This is a genomic window from Natrialba taiwanensis DSM 12281 (genome assembly GCF_000337595.1).
Classification (GTDB): domain Archaea; phylum Halobacteriota; class Halobacteria; order Halobacteriales; family Natrialbaceae; genus Natrialba; species Natrialba taiwanensis.
Window position 1 is genome coordinate 163,828 of the sequence record NZ_AOIL01000049.1, and the last position, 21,018, is coordinate 184,845.

Here is a 21,018-nt window from a genome sequence, read left to right on the forward strand (position 1 = left end):
CCTGAACGAGAGAATCTCACCGAGAACGGAGCGACTTTACCCCTCCCCCTGAAACACCGTGACAACCGATGAGCGACACCCAACCAGTAGTCGTACAAGCGGTCAGGACGCCACAGGGTAAACACGGCGGTGTCTTCGCCGACACCGGTAGCGCTGAACTCTCGGTACCACTGGTCGATACGATGCTCGAGCGCACCGGGCTCGCAGGTGACGACATCGATGACATCCGGTGGGGCTGTGCGAAGCAGGTCGACGAGCAGAGCAACAACCTCGCCCGCGTGATCGCCCTCGCTTCGGAACTGGGCGAAAGCGTACCGGGAACCACCATCGACCGCCTCTGTGCCTCCTCGGCCGAGGCGATCATGAGCGCGAGCGACGCCATCCGGGCCGGCCAGCGCGAGGTCATCGTCGCCGGCGGGGTCGAGAACATGACTCGCACCGAGCGTCGGAAGGGAATCGGGTCCTACGACGCCATTGCAGCCCAGTACGCCGCCGCCGATCTCCAGATGGGCCAGACCGCAGAAACCGTCGCTCGCCGGTACGACATCAGCCGCGAGGAGCAAGACGCCTACGGCGCTCGCAGCCAGCAACGCGCCTGCAAGGCGAGCGAGGCGGGCCGCTTCGACGATGAAACAGTACCCATCGACACGGGCGAGCAGGTCGTCGAGGAAGACGAGGGTCTCCGTCCCGGTACGACCCGTGAGAAGATTTCGGGGCTGCCGCCCGCCTTCGAGGAAGGCGGTACCGTCACCGCCGCCAACGCCTCCCAGATCTCCGACGGCGCGGCGGCCGTCATGCTCACGAGCCGCGCGTTCGCCGAGGACCACGACTTGGTGATCATGGCCGAAGTCGGCGACCACGAGGTCGCGGGCGTGGACCCCGAAGTGATGGGAATCGGCCCGGTGCCGGCGGTCCAGGGTATCTGGGAGCGAAACGGCCGGTCGGCCGCCGACTACGACCTCGTCGAACTCAACGAGGCCTTCGCGAGCCAGACGCGTTACTGCCAGGAGGAGTTGGGCTTCGACGACGAGATCTTCAACGTCAACGGCGGCGCGATCGCGCTCGGCCACCCCCTCGGCGCGTCGGGCGCGCGATTGCCGGTGACGCTGATTCACGAACTCAGAAAGCGCGGCGGCGGCCTCGGCCTGTCGACGATGTGCGTCGGCTACGGACAGGGAGCTGCGGTCGAGTTCAGCGTTCCTGCGCCCTGACGAAAACGGAGAACCGAAGAAAACGAAGAAAACGGAGCGGAAAGGAAACCGTCTACAGCAACTGATCTGCGATGATGTTCTTCTGGATCTCGCTCGTTCCCTCGTAGATCTTCGTGATGCGGGCGTCGCGGTAGTAGCGCTCTGCGGGGTAGTCCGTGACGTAGCCCGAGCCGCCGTGGACCTGGATGCCCTCGTCGGCGACCTCGACCGCGATCTCGCTGGCGAACAGTTTCGCCATGCTCGAGAACTGCGCGGCGATATCCTGGTTGTTCTGCTCGACTTCCGTCGCGGCGCGGTAGGTCAGCGACCGGGCCGCCTCGACGCGGGTCGCCATCTCGGCGAGTTTATGCTCGATGGCCTGGAATTCCTTGATCTTCTGGCCGAACTGCTCGCGCTCGCCGGCGTACTCGATCGCGGCATCGAGTGCTCCTTGTGCGGCACCGACCGCCTGCGAGGCGACGCTCGTCCGGCCGGAGGCGAAGAACTCCATGAGCTGGTAGAAGCCCTTGTCCACCTCGCCGATGACGTTCTCTTCAGGAACGCGTACGTCGTCGACGACGACCTCCGCAAGATCTGAGGCGCGGATGCCGAGTTTGTTGTCGATCTTGTCCGTCGAAATGCCGTCCGAATCCATCGGCACGAGGAACGCGGTGATCCCGCGGTGGCCCTCTCCTGGACTTGTTTTGGCCATCAGCACGCCGATATCGGCGACCGTGCCGTTCGTGATCCACATCTTGTTCCCGTTCAGGACGAACTCATCATCTTCTTTCTCGGCCACCGTCTCGATACCCGCAACGTTCGACCCGTGTGCGGGTTCGGAAATCATCGAACAGGAGGCCGTCTCGCCGCCCGCGATCTTCGGGAGCCACTCCTCTTTCATCCACTCGTCGCCGAACTCGACGATCATGTTCGTCCCGAAGCCGGCGGAACCGACGGCCGAGCCGATACCCGGGTCGGCGCGCCAGAGTTCTTCCGTGACGATCGTACTCGAGATCTTGTCCATACCGGCCCCGCCGTACTCGATCGGGATGCCCGGCGCGACGAAATCGTACTCGGCGGCCTTCTCGCGCAGTTCGAGCGGGTACTTACCCTCGCAGTCGTACTCTTCCGCGACCGGCTTCATCTCGTTCTCACCGAACTCGCGAACGGCCTCACGAATCGCCTCGTGCTCGTCGGATAGACTGAAAGCCATATCTGATGCTCATCGGCGAGTCACAAAATAGCTTCGATGATCTCAAACGCTGCAAAAGATTAGTGCCGATAGTTAACCGTTGTAAAGTAACCCTGGTGTCAGATACTCGTGACTGACGGTGCTACAGGCGAACGGCCGGCAACCCGAGTTCAGTCCGGTAGTCGCGAGGCGGCTAGTCTTCGTCGCGGATCTTGAACTTCTGGACTTTTCCCGTCGTCGTCCGTGGAAGGGTCTCGACGAACCCGACTTCGCGGGGGTGTTTGTACTCCGCGAGGTTTTCGAGACAGTACGCTTTGATCTCCTCGGGCGTCGCGTCGGCGTCGGGCGTCGGCACGACCAGCGCCTTGACGGTCTCTCCGCGGCGCTCGTCCGGCACGCCGACCACGGCGGCGTCGGCGATGTCCTCGTGTTCGAAGAGCAGTTCTTCGACCTCGCGCGGGTAGACGTTGTAGCCCCCGGTGACGATCATGTGCTTCTCGCGGTCGACGACGAAGAAGAACTCATCCTCGTCCCAGTAGCCGATGTCGCCGGTGTGGAACCAGCGTGTGCCGTCTGCCTCGGTGAAGGCCTCGTCGTTCGCCTCGGGCAGTTCGTAGTAGCCTTTCATCACGTTCGGCCCGGAGATGACGAGTTCACCGGTGATTTCGTGCAGATCGGCGTCGGCCTCGTCGATGGGACCTTCTTCGACGCGCGGGACCGTCTCGAGGCCCTCGTCTTCGGGCGGTTCGTCGCCCGGGGCGTCGGACTGTCGGGCCGTGCTATCGACAATCTTCGCCTCGACGCCGTCGAGTGGCTGGCCGATACTGCCCTTCCGGCGGGCGTCGTTCGTGTTGGCGTGGGTGACCGGACTCGTCTCGGTCAGCCCGTAGCCTTCGTTGAGTTGGACACCCCACAAATCTTCGAACCGTTCGAGGACCTCGAGAGGAAGGCTCGACCCACCGGAGTTGGCAAAGCGCAGCGCCTCGAACTCGTACTCGTCGGCGTCAGGGCGGTTGATCATGTCGTTGAACATTGCGGGGACGGCGAACATGATCGTGATATCGTCGTCCTCCAGTTGGTCCATCACTGCCGCGGCGTCCCATTCGGGGACGGGGTAGTAGGTGCCGCCGCTGTACATCGCGCCGTTCATCACGACGGACATGCCGTAGATGTGAAACAGCGGCAGCGTGCCGATGAGTCGATCGGCGGCCTGGAATCCGCCCGGCGGGACGCTAGCGTTGGCTCGCGTCGTAAAGGCGAGATTGTGGTGCGTGAGCAGGACGCCCTTCGGCGTGCCGGTCGTCCCGGAGGTGTAGGGCTGGACCGCCACGTCGTCATCGGCTCGGTCGACGACCGCGTTGGTTTCGTCCGCGATGAACTCGTCGAACGCAGTGACACCTTCGACATCGGCACCCACACTGATCACCTGTTCGACGTCGGTTACGTCCTGCACCTCGCGGACGTTGGGGACGAGTTCAGCCAGCGTGACGACGGCCTTCGCGCCGCTGTCGCCGAGCATGTGGCTGATCTCGCGGGCCTTGTATTGGGGGTTCATCGGGACGATGATCCCGCCGGCACGCAGCGTTCCGTAGAAGGCCGTCACGAACTGTGGCAGATTCGGCAGATAGATTCCGACGCGGTCGCCCTCGCCGATGTCGCGGTTTTCGAGCGCTTTCCCGAACCGACCGGCTCGCTTCCAGAACTCCTCGTAGCTCAGTTCCGCGCCGTCGTAGGCGATCGCAGCCGCATCGGGGTTCGATTCGACGGTCTCGCCGACGTCCCTCACGAGATTTGTCATACTTTGTGTAGGGTCGTTTGAGGGCCACAAAAGGGTTATTACTTGTTGATTCCATTTATTTCAGTTGTTCGCGAGAACGGGGTCCGAGTAGCCCAGTGTCAGTGGGCGGAGCCGCGATCAGTCGCCGGTCGACGTGTCGATGGCGGGTTCGGCGTCGGCGTTGGTGTCAGTGTCGGTTTCGGCCGGCATTTCGTACCCGACGACGAGCCGGGCGTGGAGCAACACGCCGACGATGGCGGCCGCGGCGACGATCTGGATCGCAACGTGGACGATCGACCCGAACATGGCACAGAGCGCCGCGACGACGTAGAGCCCGCGAGCCGGAACCGAGAGGTCCCGAGCCCCGTCGAAGCCGACGGTCGCGACGATCAGCCCGATGGTCCCCGCCAGCACGACGGGGAACGCGATCAGCGTTTCGCCGGACCAGTCGATAAGGCTGGAGTTCGTGATGAAGGCGTAGGGAATCACGAACCCAGGCGCACCGAGTCGGAGTGCCTGCTGACACGAGCGCATGAAGCTGGCATCCGCGATCCGAGAGCCGATCGCGACCGAAATCGCGACCGGCGGTGTGATCGCCGATAGCATCGCGAAGTAGAACACGAACATATGCGTCGCGATGTCCGGCGTCCCGAGTTCGGTGATTGGTTTGGCGACCAGAATGGCCACGAGGATGTACGCTGCGGGCGTCGGCATCCCCAGCCCGAACAGGATGCTAGCGATCATCGCGAGGAACAGGACAACGAAGAGTCCCCCGCCGAATCCGAGAATGCTCACGTCACCCAGTCCGACGATCGTCGTCGCGACGCGGGCCGTTAGCCCGGTTCCCTCGAGCATTTCGACGATCACGCCCATGGCCGCCAGCACGCCAACGAGTGGTGCCATGTCGATGCCTCCCTGCTTGAACCCGTCCAGCGTCTGTTTGACCGTTGCAAGGACGTTCCAGAGGGTGTTATCTCCCCGGTATCGCCGCTCACCGATTTCGAACGTGACTTCGTCCGATCCCACGCCCGCGACGCCGACGAGGAAGTTTCGGAGGAACATCACGCCGATAATTGTGAAGATGGTGTTCATACCTGCCGATAACGGGGTGTACCGCAGGTAGACGAGCGTGTACAAGAGCACGGCCATCGGCACTACGAAGTGGAGTCCGCTGAGGAGGAGCCGCCAGTTGAACGACGACAGGTCGTTCGAGATCCAGCCGAACTTGAGGATCGTGAAGTGGACGGCGAGACAGACGCTCAGGTAGAACAGTGCCGCTGGAATAACGCCCGCCTGAACGATGTCCAGATACGGGACCTGAATGATATCGGCCATCAAAAACGCGGCGACGCCCATCACCGGCGGCAGCATCTGCCCGCCGGCGGAGGCGACCGCCTCGATCGAGGCGGCGATGTCGTCGCGGACGCCCTGATCCTTGATCATCGGGATCGTGAAGCTGCCGGTCGTCGCCGTGTTCGCCGCGGCGCTGCCAGTGATCGATCCCATGATCATACTCGAGATGACGGCAATCTGAACGACGCCAGTTCGAAGGCTCGTCCCGAGTTCTTGGCCGATGTCGCGGACGAAATCCATCAGGCCGTAGGCCTTCGCGATTCCGGCGAACATGATGAAGATTGCGACCCACGTTGAGCCGATCCCCATCATCGTGCTGTCGTAGACGCCGCTGATACTGATCGCACCGTTCTCGGCGATTTGGTCCCAACTCTGTCCCGAGTGCTGGAAGACACTGAATAGTCGGGGGCCGACCGCCGAGTGAGCGTACGCGATCGCCGCGACGGCGACGGCCGCGATAGACGCTCCGAACGCCCTCCGGGTCGTATCGATCGACAGCGCGATCAACGTCCCGCCGACGACGTGATCAGTGGTGTTGTAGCCGATGATGAACGCGTCGTCGTCGAGCCGACCGAAGTTCGCGTAGACGTAGACCGTGGCGAGGACCGCCAGACCAGCGAACGCGATCGCGACGTACGGATCGATCGCCGCGTAGATGCGGCGCGCGCGGTTGAGTCCCGTCGCTGATTCGTCGACGCTGTCTGCATCGTCGGACCCGCCGGCGTCGTCGAACCGGGTCCTGGCACAGTCGAGGTAGTACAGTGCGAGACCCCACCCGAGGAAGATAATCATGTACTGCTCGCTCCGCGTCACCCACGCGGGTTCGGGCACGATGCCGGTAAGCGGCCACCCGGCGACGAGGGCCACGGCGTACAAAACGGTGTACGCCGTGAAGAGCGCACCGAGTACGTAGATAATAACTCCGAGGGCTAACCGAGGGAGTCTCCGCTCGGAATACTGGCTAATTGCGGACATCGGTCAACTAGTTCCCGCTGTCGGCGACGAAGAACCACGGCAGGTCGTAATAGTGGACGACCTGTGTCATCTCGAAGCCGAGTTCGCTGTAGTTACCGACTTCTTCCTGCACCTCCCGTGCCGACCAGTTCTGAATGTACACCATCTCCGCGTCCTCGCTGTCGAGCGCGCCGAGGTTCGCTTCGGTTCCCTGACTCGTCTGTGCCTCGACGAAGAGGTCGTCGGTGCCGTCGTTGACCGCACTCGCCAGTCCCTGATTCGCGGAGTACGCCGTCGTCTTCGGCGTCGAGGTCCGCATTCGGACGGTTGTCTCGCCGCTCCCACCGCTGCCGCCGGAACTCCCGTCGGCGCGCTCGTAGTCGTCGCTCCACACGTCGATCTCCTCGTAGAAGTCGGCCGCAGCGGGGTGGAACGGAACGTCTTCGTACATGTTCTTGACCCAGAAATCGTCGTCTTCGAACGTCCCCAACAGCCCGTGGTACTCTGCTAACTGTTCGCGCTGTTCGTACATCGTCTCGAGGAACGAATAGACCGTATCGTACTCGAGGTCACTGCGACAGACGAAGTTGTACGCGAAGGTCGGTGCAGGGATCTCACCGGGCGTGTCCGTATTGTCGATCTGGCTCGTGTCCGCGGACTGGATCAGGAGCCGTTCGTCGTCCTCCCAGGCCTGCTCGGTTTCGTCCGAGATATCGAGCACGCGGAGATTGTCGACAGTACTCGCGGTCTCTTGAAGCCAACTCGGGACGACTGAGAAGTTCATGAGCGTCCCCACGCCGACATCGAGCTGGTTCTCGTTCATCGCGTTGCCCTGCTCGCTGTACGTGTTGCTCACGCGATCGTACTCATCCGTCGCGTGCTCAAGCGCCTGCTCAAGCGCGGGAGCGGTACCTGAGCCGCTCGGTGTCGGCGACACTGCCGTTCCCGAACCGATGTCAGACAGCATCTCGAGGTCGCGGTCCCCGCCGCTGCCTCCCTCGCCGCCGAGACAACCGGCCGCCGCCGTCGCGGCTCCGACGCCGGCTGCCGCGAGGAATGTTCGTCGAGTCGTACCCCTAGAGATGTAATTCCGCTCTTCCACCATGGGACACACCTTCATACTTACGTGTTATAATCCTTCCGCAATCTCGCAAAATCACCGATTCGAACGGCCGTCCCAGCACGCTCTCCTCGAGCAGCGATAGCTACCTGTGAGTTATCCTTACACGTCTTACACGATGGTCGACACCGGAATAGCGAATGGGTCTTCCGTTTGATAATACGTACCGCAACGCCTATTGCACCGTTGGTGAAGTATGATACATGCTGGATTTCGTTCAGCTCGAAGCGGATTTAGACCAGGAAGAACGGTTGATCCGGGACACCGCCCGCGAGTTCGTCGAGGAACACGTCAAGCCCGACATCGGCGAGCACTTCGAGGCGGGCACGTTCCCGAAAGAGCTGATCCCGAAGATGGGTGAACTCGGCTTCTACGCGCCGAACCTCGAGGGATACGGCTCGCCGAACGTCTCCGAAACCGCCTACGGACTTCTGATGCAAGAACTCGAGGCTGGCGACTCGGGGCTGCGCTCCATGGCGTCCGTGCAGGGTGCACTCGTCATGTACCCCATCCACGCCTACGGCAGCGAGGCGCAAAAGGAGGAGTGGCTGCCGAAGCTCGGGCAGGGCGAGGCGGTTGGCTGTTTCGGCCTCACAGAACCCGAACACGGCTCGAACCCGTCGTCGATGGAGACCGACGCCGAGGCCGACGGCGACGGCTACGTCATCAACGGCTCGAAGACGTGGATCACGAACTCGCCGATTTCGGATGTTGCAATCGTCTGGGCGCGCGACCGCTCGGCCGAGGACGACCCCGTTCGCGGCTTCCTCGTCGAGACCGACCGCAACGGGATCACGACGAACAAGATCACCGAGAAGCTCTCGCTGCGCGCGTCGATCACCGGCGAGATTGGGCTGAACGACGTTCACGTCCCCGAAGAAAACGTGCTTCCCGGCGTCTCCGGGATGAAGGGGCCGCTTTCCTGTCTCACGCAGGCTCGCTACGGCATCGCGTGGGGGGCGATCGGCGCGGCTCGCGACGCCTTCGAGGAAGCCCGCCAGTACGCGACCGACCGCGAGCAGTTCGGCGGGCCGATCGCTCAGTTCCAGCTTCAGCAGCGCAAACTCGCGGAGATGGCGACCCAGATCACGCTGAGCCAGTTACTTGCCTACCGGCTCGCGGACCTCAAAGAGCGCGGCGACCTGCGGCCCCAGCACGTCTCGATGGCGAAGCGAAACAACGTCCGCATGGCCCGCGACCAGGCCCGCGTCGCTCGCGAGATGCTCGGCGGTAACGGCATCACGACCGACTACTCGCCGATGCGCCACATGGCGAACATGGAGACGGTCTACACCTACGAGGGCACCCACGATATCCACACGCTGATTCTCGGCGAGGATCTGACCGGTATCCCGGCATATCAGTAGCGCCACCCGTGTGCAGCCGTCCTTTTCTTCTCCTCTTTCCCCGTTCGGTTCCCCAATTCTCAATTCCCGGTTTCTGGTTCTCGGTTTACCATAATCCACCCGTCCTCCCTCGGGTTTCACACTCCGCAGATTCTGTTTTATTATTCGGAACATTCATTGAGATGCCGCGGAATACTCTCGATATGAGCAGGGACCGCGGCCGAGGGAAACGGGACGACGCGGGTGTCTCGACGACCCGCAAGACGTTCGCAATCCTCGAGACGCTCGCGGACGCAGACGGCGTGACGATTACCGAACTCACGCGTCGAACCGAGTTCACCAAGAGCACCGTCTATCGCCACCTCACCACGCTGGTCGATCTCGGCTACGTGATCGAACGCGACGGCGCCTACGACATCGGCTTTCGCTTCCTCGAAATCAGCGAACAGGCACGAACCCGACGGCGCGGCTACACCGCCGCCAAGCGCTCGGTGTTCGAACTCGGCAAGGAGACGGACGAACGAGCCGTTTTCATCGTCGAAGAGGAATATGAGGGGGTCTACGTCCACCGGTACGGCAGCCTTTCCGATACCATGATCGGCAAACGCAGACCGCTTCACTCGCTCGCCTCCGGGAAGGTGATCCTCTCGGAATGGGACGACGACACCGTCGCCGACTTCGTCGCGACAGCCGGCCTCGACGCGATTACGGACAATACCATCACCGATCCCGACACCCTCGCCGCTGAACTCGAGCAGATCCGCGATCGCGGGTACGCCGTAAACAACGAAGAACACATGGACGGCCTCCGGAGCGTCGCCGTCCCCGTCTATACGCCCGCCGACGACCTCCTCGGCGCGCTGAGCGTGTTCGGCCCGACGAGTCGCTTCACGGACGAGTACGTCCACGACGACCTCCCGAACCGCCTCCGGGACAAAGCCGGGGAGATCAGGGTTACGCTCGCATACGGATAACGCCCCGCGATTCGGATGCCGGAATATGCCGTTGCATACACCCGTTCGTCCCGCCGAATATCCGTCACCATCCGCGATACGGAACGAGCCCTCAGTACCTCCGATGAGTTTCCCCTCGGGGCATGGTAGTGCCGACGCATTCCCGCTGCGTCTCCGCATCGCGTTTCCGCGTTCCAGTATGCGGACGCTTTCGCCTACCACGTCGAAACACTCGGCCACGAATTCCACGCCGAGCACCGAAACGGCTTTCCTCGCGAACGTGAACTCTTCAGACGACTTTCGATGGACGACCAGGACGACAGCCCCGATCGGAGCGCCCACGACAACGCGGGACAGGACCCCCAGACGACTCCTCCCGAGTCGAGCGAATCCGATACGTCCACACCCGCTGCCCCCGCATCGCGCTCGAAACCCGGCCCGCAACCGAAGGTTGCTCGACTCATCTCCGAGTACGACCGCGAACTTGCAGGCGTCGGCGATGAACTCGAGGCCCGCTGGACGAACCCCGAAACCGATGCGAGCCTTCGATCGCTTGCGGACTGGTTCAACGAGCAACTTCTGCGGGCGGTCCTCATGGCGGCAGGGATCGAAACGATCACTGAAGACGTCTCGCACCTCTATGCGGTGCTCTCCGGGGAAACCGGGAGCCGTGGCGAACGAACACAGCTCGAACGGAGACTCGAGCGAGATGGCGTCGCTGTCGAGACGGTAACCGACGAGTTCGTCTCGTACGGGGCGATCAGATCGTACCTGACGGGGTATCGAAACGCCACTGCGCCATCGGGAACTGACGGCCCGAGTGCAGCGGCGACGGCTCGAACGATCGAGGAATTGCGCCAGCGAACAGTCTCGGTCACGGAGAGTAAACTCGATCGACTGCAGGAGACGGATCAGTTGCGGGTCGGTCCGCACCGGGTTTTCGCGGACGTGCAGGTACTGTGTGAACGGTGTGGAAAACAGTACGATGTAGCGGACTTGCTGGAATCGGGCGCGTGTGACTGTTATGAGTCGTAGCGGGAATCGTCGGCGCGGAGACCGTCGGTGTCCGGGTGCCAGTTGGACTGCAGACCGCCTTGCTTCTCGAACAACCCATAACAATAGTACGACTGTTATGGGATACGGCCACGATCGGGAACAGTGATCGGATTTCAAGTTGCGGAATACTGGTCACCACTCGTGACAATCTGCGGAACGCTCGGGGGCAATACTGATTTCGAAAATCGGATCCCTGCGTTCAGAACGGGTGCTGAACGTGAGCGCTAGATTTCGGTCACGCGATCGTACTCGTCGTCGAGCGCTGCCGCGTCCTCGGGCAGCAGTGCCACGACGAGGAAGTCGGTGTGGGATTCGAAGTACTCGACCAGTGCCGCGATACGGTTCGAGTCGAGCGCTTCGAGCGAGTCGAGCAGCATGAACGGCACTTCCTCGTAGACTTCGTGGACCAGATAGCCGGCGAGCCCGAAGATCAGGCCGGTGACCTCCCGTTCGCTCTCGCTCAGGTGGTCGATCGTGTCTTCGTACGTGCTGCCGTCTGCCGTACTGCGGACGATGTGGAGGTCAAACGCCGTCTGCTCGACCTTCCGTCGACCTTCGCGGACCGTCTTGCCGACGCGTTCGATCCAGATCCGGTCGATATTCTGGTACTCGAGCACCTCGAGTACGGCGTCCATGTGCTCGTTGAACGACTCGACGGCCTCGCGCTCGATCCGGTCGATCCGAGTGCGGAGTTCCTCGAGTTCGTCGCGAATTTCGTCGCGGCGCTGTTCGAGCTGCGTTTCGTCCTCGAGTGCGGATTCGATGTCCTCGATGTCGTCGGTCGTCGTCTCGAGGTCGCGTTCGAGTCTGCCGAGGGAGAACTCGAGTTCGTTTGCGCGGCGGTTGAGTTCGAGGAGGCTCTCTTCGTCGTCGTCCTCGGTGTCGTCGTCGGCTTCGGCTTCGAGTTCGGCGGCCTCGGTTTCGAGGTCGTCGATTTCGCTCTCGAGTTCTTCGCGGCGATCGGTGAGGTCGTCGAGTCGGGTTTCGCGCTGTTCGATTTCGTCGGTGACGGAGTCGAGTCGTCGGTCGACGCGCTCGTGGCGCTGTCGCGTCTGGTCGATCTCGCGCCGTTCGCTGCGCAGGGATTCGATCTGGGATTCGAGATCGTCGCGCTCGCTGAGTTTGGTCTCTTGGTGTTCGCGAAGGCGATCGATCGTCTCTTCGATTTCGCTGCGCTGGACCTGGCTGCCGCAGGTCCAACAGCGGACGGTTTCCGCTCCGTCGTCGACTAGCTGGTCGGTGATCGCCTGGTCGGTCGACTCGATGTCGTCGTCGGCCAGCAGCTGTCGGATCTCGGGGTGAGAGCCCTCGAGCATCTCTTCGTTGAACTGGACGATGCTCTGGAGTTGGCTGATAACCCCGTCGATCGACTGGGACTGGCGCTGGAGTCGGTCGATTTCGGCGTCGACTTCCTCGCGGTCGAGCGAGTCGAGTGCGGGGAGGTCTTCCTGTTCGGCTTCGAGGTCGTCGCGTTCCTCGCGCAGGGCGGAGAGGCTCTCGCGTTCGGTTTCGAGGTCGAATCGGACGTCTTCGAGTGCAGAGCGACGCTCGCGGAGTTCGCTGAGTTTCTCCTCGAGTTCGTCCTGGCCCTCCTGTTGGGTGTCTGCGTTCGCTTCGGCCTCTTCAATTGCCGCTTTGACGGCCTCGAGTTCGTCTCGTTTGTCCTCGATTTTCCCCTCGAGATCGGTGCGTTGCTGTTCGAGCGAAGGGAGGTCGTTCTTGAGGGAGTCGAGCCGATCGAGTTCGTTCGAGATTTCGTTTTTCTCGTCGGTTAGCCGCGAGATTTCGCGCTCGATCTCGTCGGTGTCGACCGGTCGAAGGATGATTTCGCGCAGGTCGTCTTCGGTCGTGACGGCGCGACGGGCCGGATTCGATTCCAGCAGGAACGCGTAGAGGTCGGCGAGCTCGGGGTCGTCGAGATACGGCTCGCCGTCGGTAACGACGGTGTTTCCCGTTCGTTTGAGCGTTCGGGTGTAGGTCTGGTCGTCGAGTTCGAGTTCGGCGTATCCCTCCTCGGCGTCGGCCTTGAGGGAGGCTGACGAGCCCCCGAGAGCGGCCATAAACGCCTGGAGAAGCGACGTTCTGTTTGTCGCGTTTCGTCCTGCAAGGACGGTGATCCCCGATTCGAGTTCGATCGTCGTCTCGTCGATCCCACCGATGTTTTGCGCCCGTAATCGTGCCTCATGGGCGACGGACTCCTGTGTAGCCATCATTCGAATTACTTCCTAGCTAGTTGATAAACCTTTGGAGGAATCTCGGCTCGTGGGCCGGGGGTGCGTCGGGTAATCGGTCGACTTCCTGACCGACCGTGAACGTCGTCAGTACAGATACTGAGTCCATAATAGAAATCATATTTATATATTATTCATCCGTCTCAGTCCGATTCTTGTTGGTCTGCTGTCTCCGTCAGTAGATTATATTCGAGTATCATGGCTGTGTATGGGCAATCACCTCCGAAGAACTCGCTTTTCCATCATCAGATTACTATCGTTCAATAGCACACTCTATTTGTCATGTTCTGGTATATGTCTTTATTGTGTCTATTACTCTGTAGTGGCAGTGGTAACGGTATCGTATCACACGTTGTGACCATCACCGGTTCCCTGCCGGCGCGAGTTTATATAGGATACCGCAACCAGCGAGCCCATGGTTTCGGATCGCTCCCGCAGCCTGTCGCGACGCACTGCTTTGCACGGACTCGCCGTCCTCGCCGGGACGACACTTGGCGGACTCGGAACCGGTACTGTCGGCGGTGCTCGCCCGCCCGACACGACCGAGACGCCAGCCGATACCGAGCGTTACGTCGCCGTCGTCGACCGAATCGTCGACGGCGAGCACGTCGTCCTCCTGCTTGAGGAGGACGGACAGATTGTCGACCAACTCGTCGTTTCCAGATCGGAATTCGACACCGTCGCAGAGAGCGACATTCTGGTCGTCATCGTTGCAGACGACGAACTCATCGACTACCGCATCCTTCCCGAGCGCCCGTGTCGCGAGTCGGAAGCACCTGGCGAGGACGCCGACCCGGAGGCCGCCCTGCGATCGCACGCCGGCACTCGCTCGGACGCTACACGTGACTGCCTGTAAGCCAGTGTAGTTACCACTGTTCTTCGTATCGTCACAGCAGCAAACAGTGACAACGAACAGCCGCTAAACGATGAACGAATTTATGTATCGTCCGCCCGATACTGGATTCATGCGACTCTCCGAGAAAACCGTCGTCATCACGGGCGCAGCGGCAGGGATCGGCAAGGCAACCGCCGAACGGTGTGCAGCAGAAGGCGCACACGTCATCGTCACGGATGTCGACAGCGACGGCGGCCAGGCCGTCGCCGACGAACTCGAGAACGCGGACTCGAACGGCACCGCTTCGTTCTACGAACTCGACGTGACCGACAGCGACCAGTTTCACGACGTGATCGACGACATCGCCGAGACGCACGGGCTCGACGTACTCGTCAACAACGCCGGTACCGGCCACCCGGGCGGGAGCCTCGAAGAACTCGAGAACTCGATTCGAGACTTCGTCATCGACGTGAACATCAACGGGGCCTGGAACGGCTGTCACGCCGCGCTTCCCCACATGAAAGAACAGGGACACGGCTCGATCGTCAACGTTGGTTCGCTGGCGAGCATCCTCGGCTTGCCGAAACAGGCCGCGTACTCGATGACGAAAGGAGCCGTCCTCAATATGACCCGTGCGGTCGCTGCTGAAGCGGGCCCGTACGGCGTCCGCGCGAATACCGTCTGTCCCGGCTTTACGGAGACGCAACTCCTCGATCAATACCTGTCTCAGCAGGATGACCCCGAACGGGCCCGCGAGCAGATGGTCGAACAGTACCCGCTCAAGCGCCTCGCCGAACCCGGGGAAGTCGCGGACGCAATTCTGTTCCTGGCGAGCGACGAGGCGTCGTTTATCACCGGTCACGGCCTCGTCGTCGACGGCGGCTTTTCCGCGTAGGCCGACCGATCCGTCGAGCGCCTGCCGAGCGTGGGATCGGTACGGACTCCCCGATATCGCTCTTGTTGAACCGGTCCTCGTGGGAATACACCTCACGGCCCTGCTCGCGCTACTCGTCGACGATCGCCCTCGCGACACCGTCGGCTGGCTAACAGTCGAACTCGGCGCGTGGACGATCGTTCTCGTCTCCGCCTCCGCATACGGCTTCTCGCTGCTCGGGCTCTCGTAATTTTTCTGCCCGTCCTCATGTCTCAGTCCGCCGCTATTGCTCGCGCACCAGCGCCACACTGGCGAGTTTGTCGCCCGCCGTCACCGTCGCCTCCTGTGTCAGCGAGTACAACAGCCCCTCCCGATCCGCCGTCGCCGTCTGCAACACCTCGTACGTCGTCGGATCGTACACCGTTCCGAGTTCAGTGCCGGCCGAAACGAGCCCGCCGAACTCGAGGGTGGGAGCGGGACGGAACAGCCCGGAGTCGTCGGCAGTGACCTGTCCGAGGTGGTTTCGGGCGACGGTTTGCTCGCGGCGTGGCGCGTTTCCGGGAAGCAGTCCGAGCGAGCGACAGACGTTGAGCAGCCCGTCGACGCCGGTTTCGACGGCGTCTTCGACGATCTGTTTGCTGTGCGCGAGTTCAGGTGTGATTGCGGGAACTCCCGCCTCGGCGGCGGCGACGCGGAATTTGCCCGCGAAATCGCGGCGATGCCATTCTTCGGGGGCGTCCTCGCCGGCCTCCTCCGAGAGCAGGATGTCCGTTCCGAACGCTTTGGCGAGGTCTCGAGCGCGATCATCGCCTTCCCGGTAGACGACGTGCGGAAGCAAGTCTGGGCTCCCGGTGTGGAGATCGACGATGGCGTCGGCCTGGACGGCAAACCCCCAGAGGCGGGCGGCCATCCGCTGGTGGAGGCTGCCGTCGGCGTCGCCAGGCCAGACGCGGTTCATGTTGGGGTTGACGCTGTCGAACTGTTCCGGCGCGGTGTAGGAGACGCGGTCGAAGGTGAGCGGGTTTGCGACTGGAACGGCGACGATCGTTCCGGACAGCGACTCCAAGGGAAGCCGGTCGTGAAAGCGCCGGAGGGTTTCGGTACCGTTTATTTCGCGGCCGTGCTGTGCGGCCTGGACATACAGTGTCGGGCCGTCCGCAGAGCCGCTGTAGGTGTGCACTGTCGTCGTGAGCGCGACGCCGGAGGGTAATCGTGCGAGCGTAACCTCCTCGTCGGTGTGCGTTTTGGGGCTCATAGAACTCTTGTACTGTCGTTCTACGGCTGGCGGTATGTAGTTGCGGCCGCCGGTTGCAGAGTGGGGTACTGCTATCTCTGTAAGAGGAACGAAATTACCCGAGGACTGTGGTGGGATAGTAACACCTGCAACAGTTCACCCACCGATCGCATAGCCGTCGTGCGATCGGATGCACAGTGACTTGCAGTGGCTACGATAGTCCGTAGTACGGTCAGTGGCGAGACGCTCACACGCGAAAACCGATTCGGTCGTCTTGCCCGGCGCGATTACCGGATATAACCGAGATCTGCCAGTCGATTCTCTACGTCATCACCGACCTCATTTGTCCCATCAGCGACCGCCGTTGGAGACAGCGAATCGAACGCCTCTGTAACGATCGTTCTCGAATCGCTTGAGTGCGATTCCACGGCAGCCTGGGCACTGATACAGTCGACGGTAGCGATGTCCGGATCTGTCTCCCCACGTACCACGTGCTTCCGAACGGCACCGTCATCTCCAGTCGGTTCGTAAACCGCTTTCCACGGACCGAAATACGGTTCGGGCCGGTCGGGTCGGTCCTCCCTTCGAAGTCGTTCGGTCATCGTGAGGATCGGGCCGTCGAGAAGCGGGTCGTCCGATGGATCGGGGATACTAGCCGGTCTGTCTATAGCCCGCTCTATCGCTGCGGGAATATTGGTCAACGATGCAGGAGCCGTCTCGGTCCGGGACGCGTGTTGCTCCGGCCACTTCACCACCAACGGTACGTGCGTTATCTCCTCGTGGACGCCCCAACTGTGCGTCACCGCACGGCAGTCCGGGGCCACGAACGACCGCTCTCCGAAACCTTCACCGTGGTCGCTCGTAATAACGAGAAGCGTCTCGTCTAACTCGCCGCGCTCTCGGAGTGCCGTTACAAGCTGTTTGACCACCGCATCTGCCTGTCGGATACCACCGTCGTAGAGCGATTCGAGCGCTTTGAGTTCTCCCCACGGCCGGCCGTTCGAGCCGTAATACTGATCACTCAACGTCCGCCCGGCTAGTGACTCGTGGAGATCCCGGATCCTGTCCCCAGACCAGTTATCGTATTCCGCCGTCGGGATATACGGATAGTGCGCATCGAGCACATTGACACATGCGGCCCACGGTCCGTCCCGTTCGGCTTCCCACTCGAGGAACCTGTCCGCAAATTCAGCACCGTCGGCTTTCTGATAGTCGTGCCATTTGGGATTGAACTCTCGGTAGCCCCGCCAGAACGTATTTGCCAACGCACGCACCGGCTTCCCGGACGTGATCGCGCGCTTTAGATTTCCAGAAACACCTTCTAATTCTTTCACGTCAGTTGGATCGAAAGCATCGAACAAGCGAGCATTTTCTATATTTCCGAAATCGGGGGTTTCAACGGTTTCGAACGACTCGAACAAGTTCGACGCGTTTGCGATGACGTAATTCGGGGTGAACAACCCCGTTTGATACTCATACTCTCGCTTTAGTCTGGTCCAAATTGTTGCTTCAGGTGAGAGCCGTCCCTCATGTTCTGTGATGTTGTGCTCCGGAACGTGGAGTCCAGTCCAGATACTCGCGTGGCTCGCGACGCTATGAATACTCGGCGCACGTGCCTGCCGGTAGACTGTCGCCTGCGCAGAGAACTGTTCTAGCGCAGGAGTTGTACGGTTGTAATGGCCGTGGAGACTCGTATTCTTTGCCCGGACTGTATCTAAGATAACAAGTAGAATATTGGGTTTGTCGCTGTCCGAATCCATCTTTGCTATCTCTCAGTATCGGATTGGAACTGAATAAATTCTTCCCTTATGAACTCTTTATAGAACTGCACTACGATAGAAGCGATTGTCGGCTTTCAGTGGCTACTAGAGATGACCGACCGCTTCCCGAAATATCCCGGACCACACTGGCAAAGACCACTACCGTTTTCACGCGTCCCATCGTCGCCGACGTATGGGCAACGTTACTGCAACCCTGCACACGAACCGCGGCGACATCGAGGCTGAACTCTACGACGACCGTGCACCACGCACTGTGGACAATTTCGTCGGCCTCGCGACCGGCGGCAAGACCTGGACCGATCCCGAGACAGGCGAGGAGATCGAGGGCGAACCGCTGTACGACGACGTGGCCTTCCACCGCGTCATCGAGGACTTCATGATTCAGGGCGGCGACCCGACCGAAACCGGCCGCGGCGGCCCCGGCTACCAGTTCGACGACGAGTTCCACGACGAACTCCGTCACGACGACGAGGGGATTTTGAGCATGGCGAACTCCGGCCCGGACACGAACGGCTCGCAGTTCTTCATCACGCTCGACGCCCAACCCCACCTCGACGACCGCCACTCCGTCTTCGGCAAGGTCACCGACGGGATGGACGTCGTCCGGGAGATCGGCAACGTCGACACGGACCGAAACGATCAGCCCCAGGAAGACGTCGTGCTCGAGTCGGTGTCGATCGACTACGAGTAACCTGCGCTGCACTCGAAATACGAGCTTCCGTTTTACAGATCACCGCTTGACAGCACGCTCGGAGCCGATATTTCGGCGAGGATTGCGTTCGAAATCGAACTTGAATACCATATCCGCCGCTCGACTCCCGCCACCACCGTGGAGCGGAGACGGTTTTAGGATGGTTCGACCCGTACCGATACTATGGGCTGGACAGCCGCCGATATCCCCGACCAGTACGGCCGGACGTTCGTCGTCACCGGCGCAAACAGCGGCCTCGGTCTCGAGACCACGCGCGAACTCGCCCGCAAGGGTGCAACCGTGATCATGGCCTGTCGAAGCGTCGAACGCGGCGAGGCCGCGGCTGACGACGTTCGCGACGACCTCTCGCGCGTCGAGGGCGACCTCCGCGTCGAACAGTGCGACCTCGCAAGCCTCAACTCTATTCGCGAGTTCACAACTCGGCTCGGCGACGAGCGAATCGACGTGCTCGTTAATAACGCCGGCGTTATGGCGATTCCGCGCTCGGAGACCGAGGACGGCTTCGAGACGCAGTTCGGCGTCGATCACCTCGGCCATTTCGCACTCACCGGCTTGCTGCTCGACAATCTCCACCTCGACGACGAGGCGGATTCGCGCATCGTCACCGTCTCCAGCGGCGTTCATGAGAGCGGCGACATCGACTTCGACGACCTGCACCACGAGGAGTCGTACGACCGCTGGGAGGCCTACGGCCAGGCGAAACTGGCGAACGTGCTGTTCGCATATGAACTCGAGCGCCGGCTACTTACCGCGGACCTGAACGCGAAGAGCATTGCCGTCCACCCAGGGTATGCAGCCACGCAACTCCAGATTCGCGGCCCCGAACAGAGCGGCAAGCGATTTCGAAAGCTCGCAATGAGGCTCATGAATACGCTGGTGGCGCAGTCGGCCGAACGGGGCGCACTACCGTTGTTGTACGCTGGGACTGCGCCGGACGCCGAGGGCGGCGCGTACTACGGTCCCGGTGGGCTCGCGAATATGCGCGGCACGCCCGACCGCCAGGCCTCTTCGGACCGTTCCTACGACCGTGAAACGGCTCGCCGTCTCTGGGATGTTTCGCGTGAGTTGACGGGCGTTACGTACGATCTCCCGCGGCCGGCGGCCGAGCGCGCCTCTCCCTGAGCGCCCTGTGGTTCCATAACTATTTTGAATAGTTCGCGGTAAGCATTCGTATGCTCTCTCGAGACACAACCGTTCACATCGGGGCGGTACTGTCGGGTCTTTTCGTTCTGGTGCTGGCCGACTATCTCGCTATCGGGCTCGAAACCGGCCCGGGATCGGTCGCGGTATTCCTGCTGTTCTACGGGCTCGTTCTCGGCGGCGCGCACTTGGTCCTCGCTATCCGCGGCGAGGATGGCCTGATTCCGGTCGAAGCGAGATGGCGGTACGTCGCCATGCTTGTCGTCGTGCTGGGTGCGGGTGCAGCGATCCAGTATGCCGGTTCGAGTTCAATCGGATCGACCGATCTCGAACTCCGGACCGTTGGACTCGCAGTGATCGCTCTCGCGGTAGTCGCGTACCTTGTGAACGAGTCGGTCGCCGGGTATCGCGCGTCCCGACCTCGGTGAAGCGCCCCAGAGGGCTCGCGACGAGTTCAGGATCGAACCTGACGCGGCTCGAGAACTCGTTCCGGAAGCGCGTTCGGCATCCAACCGTAACGCGAAAGGTGACGCAGTCGAACAGTTATATAATGACCGACGGCGATGAGAACGGCGGCGAGATCCAGCGCGCGAGCGATGTCGGCTCGGCCGATGCGCCCTCGATCGAGGAAAAGCCCTACAAGATCATCTTCGAGGCCAACAAGTGCTTCGGGGCCGGCAAGTGCGCCGAAGTCAGCGACAACTGGGAGATGTCGCTCGCCTCGGGTATCGCCAAACCGAACACCTACTTCATCGACGAGGCGGACTTAGACCACAACGTTCGCGCTGCCGAGATTTGCCCGGCGAAGAAAGACGAGGGCTGCATTCACGTCATCGACCGCCGGACCGACGAGGAGATCGCGCCGGACCCGCACGGGGACGGGACGTTGAGCGTCGACTGGTAACCGAGACCGGGTTTCGATCGGGCGATTCGGTCGACGCACACCGAAACGCACATTGTAGCGGGGCGGATATCCCCGAGTGCGCTTTTGCGCGAGGGTAGCCAAGCAGGCCAACGGCGGTGGGCTTAAGACCCGCTCCCGTAGGGGTCCGAGGGTTCAAATCCCTTCCCTCGCATGCCGACTCGAACGCCGGTGAGAGTCGTGTATGCGAACGGAGGGATTTGAATCAGGGAGAGAAGGCGCGCACAGCGAAGTGAGCACGCCTTCGCGTGGTTCAAATTCTTTCCTTCGCGTTATACGAGACATCCCCTGTCCCTGCGAACGACCACAGGCAGGACAATCGAATAGAAAGCCAGTCACACGGAGCAG

Annotated in this window: 18 protein-coding genes and 1 tRNA gene; 12 read left to right on the forward strand and 7 right to left on the reverse strand. The window is 61.6% G+C overall.

All coding sequences use genetic code 11. The features are described 5' to 3' along the window. The first annotated feature begins 68 nt into the window (after positions 1–68). Positions 69–1,211 (forward strand): thiolase family protein, encoded by a 1,143-nt coding sequence (locus C484_RS13720; protein WP_006826510.1) that lies wholly within the window; start codon positions 69–71, stop codon positions 1,209–1,211. A gap of 52 nt (positions 1,212–1,263) precedes the next feature. Here the strand turns inward: C484_RS13720 and C484_RS13725 are convergent, their stop codons facing one another. From C484_RS13725 to C484_RS13740, 4 genes are all read right to left on the reverse strand, one after another. Further along, positions 1,264–2,403, reverse strand: a complete 1,140-nt coding sequence (locus C484_RS13725) for an acyl-CoA dehydrogenase family protein (RefSeq protein ID WP_006826511.1) — start codon at positions 2,401–2,403, stop codon at positions 1,264–1,266. Between the two features lie 172 nt (positions 2,404–2,575). After that, the gene (locus C484_RS13730; RefSeq protein WP_006826512.1) at positions 2,576–4,180 is read right to left on the reverse strand and encodes a long-chain-fatty-acid--CoA ligase; all 1,605 of its coding nucleotides are present in this window, start codon (positions 4,178–4,180) and stop codon (positions 2,576–2,578) included. Between the two features lie 117 nt (positions 4,181–4,297). Further along, a complete protein-coding gene (locus tag C484_RS13735; protein WP_006826513.1) occupies positions 4,298–6,487 on the reverse strand; it encodes a TRAP transporter permease in 2,190 nt (729 codons plus the stop codon). A gap of 7 nt (positions 6,488–6,494) precedes the next feature. After that, positions 6,495–7,571, reverse strand: a complete 1,077-nt coding sequence (locus C484_RS13740) for a TAXI family TRAP transporter solute-binding subunit (protein WP_006826514.1) — start codon at positions 7,569–7,571, stop codon at positions 6,495–6,497. 218 nt (positions 7,572–7,789) lie between these two features. On the opposite strand from C484_RS13740, the gene C484_RS13745 reads away from it, so the two are divergent. From C484_RS13745 to rdfA, 3 genes are all read left to right on the forward strand, one after another. Continuing rightward, a complete protein-coding gene (locus tag C484_RS13745) occupies positions 7,790–8,953 on the forward strand; it encodes an acyl-CoA dehydrogenase family protein (protein WP_006826515.1) in 1,164 nt (387 codons plus the stop codon). A gap of 161 nt (positions 8,954–9,114) precedes the next feature. After that, positions 9,115–9,906, forward strand: a complete 792-nt coding sequence (locus C484_RS13750; RefSeq protein WP_006826516.1) for an IclR family transcriptional regulator — start codon at positions 9,115–9,117, stop codon at positions 9,904–9,906. A gap of 282 nt (positions 9,907–10,188) precedes the next feature. Next, positions 10,189–10,920, forward strand: coding sequence for a rod-determining factor RdfA (rdfA, locus tag C484_RS13755; RefSeq protein ID WP_006826517.1), 732 nt, complete (start codon positions 10,189–10,191; stop codon positions 10,918–10,920). 245 nt (positions 10,921–11,165) lie between these two features. Here the strand turns inward: rdfA and C484_RS13760 are convergent, their stop codons facing one another. Beyond that, positions 11,166–13,151 (reverse strand): archaea-specific SMC-related protein, encoded by a 1,986-nt coding sequence (locus C484_RS13760; protein ID WP_006826518.1) that lies wholly within the window; start codon positions 13,149–13,151, stop codon positions 11,166–11,168. A gap of 436 nt (positions 13,152–13,587) precedes the next feature. On the opposite strand from C484_RS13760, the gene C484_RS13765 reads away from it, so the two are divergent. The 3 genes from C484_RS13765 to C484_RS13775 all read left to right on the forward strand — a co-directional run bounded on the left by C484_RS13765 (position 13,588) and on the right by C484_RS13775 (position 15,131). Beyond that, positions 13,588–14,028 (forward strand): hypothetical protein, encoded by a 441-nt coding sequence (locus C484_RS13765; protein ID WP_006826519.1) that lies wholly within the window; start codon positions 13,588–13,590, stop codon positions 14,026–14,028. A gap of 109 nt (positions 14,029–14,137) precedes the next feature. After that, positions 14,138–14,902 carry an SDR family NAD(P)-dependent oxidoreductase gene (locus C484_RS13770; RefSeq protein ID WP_049915471.1) on the forward strand — a complete coding sequence of 255 codons (765 nt, stop codon included), beginning with the start codon at positions 14,138–14,140 and terminating at the stop codon, positions 14,900–14,902. Between the two features lie 79 nt (positions 14,903–14,981). Continuing rightward, positions 14,982–15,131, forward strand: coding sequence for a hypothetical protein (locus tag C484_RS13775; RefSeq protein ID WP_006826521.1), 150 nt, complete (start codon positions 14,982–14,984; stop codon positions 15,129–15,131). Positions 15,132–15,164: 33 nt separating this feature from the next. Here C484_RS13775 and C484_RS13780 read toward each other — a convergent pair whose 3' ends face one another. Together C484_RS13780 and C484_RS13785 are read right to left on the reverse strand one after the other, a co-directional pair. After that, positions 15,165–16,136 (reverse strand): succinylglutamate desuccinylase/aspartoacylase family protein, encoded by a 972-nt coding sequence (locus C484_RS13780; protein WP_006826522.1) that lies wholly within the window; start codon positions 16,134–16,136, stop codon positions 15,165–15,167. A 266-nt stretch (positions 16,137–16,402) separates the two neighbouring features. Beyond that, on the reverse strand, positions 16,403–17,875 hold the full coding sequence (locus C484_RS13785) for a sulfatase-like hydrolase/transferase (protein WP_083867348.1): 1,473 nt from the start codon (positions 17,873–17,875) through the stop codon (positions 16,403–16,405). Between the two features lie 193 nt (positions 17,876–18,068). On the opposite strand from C484_RS13785, the gene C484_RS13790 reads away from it, so the two are divergent. The 5 genes from C484_RS13790 to C484_RS13810 all read left to right on the forward strand — a co-directional run bounded on the left by C484_RS13790 (position 18,069) and on the right by C484_RS13810 (position 20,824). Then, on the forward strand, positions 18,069–18,587 hold the full coding sequence (locus tag C484_RS13790; protein WP_006826524.1) for a peptidylprolyl isomerase: 519 nt from the start codon (positions 18,069–18,071) through the stop codon (positions 18,585–18,587). Between the two features lie 183 nt (positions 18,588–18,770). Next, complete coding sequence (locus tag C484_RS13795; RefSeq protein ID WP_006826525.1) at positions 18,771–19,730, forward strand: oxidoreductase; 960 nt, start codon at positions 18,771–18,773, stop codon at positions 19,728–19,730. A 50-nt stretch (positions 19,731–19,780) separates the two neighbouring features. Beyond that, positions 19,781–20,176, forward strand: coding sequence for a hypothetical protein (locus C484_RS13800; protein ID WP_006826526.1), 396 nt, complete (start codon positions 19,781–19,783; stop codon positions 20,174–20,176). A 122-nt stretch (positions 20,177–20,298) separates the two neighbouring features. Next, positions 20,299–20,652 (forward strand): ferredoxin, encoded by a 354-nt coding sequence (locus tag C484_RS13805; RefSeq protein WP_006826527.1) that lies wholly within the window; start codon positions 20,299–20,301, stop codon positions 20,650–20,652. 88 nt (positions 20,653–20,740) lie between these two features. Then, positions 20,741–20,824 (forward strand) — tRNA-Leu (locus C484_RS13810). Positions 20,825–21,018 lie beyond the last annotated feature (194 nt).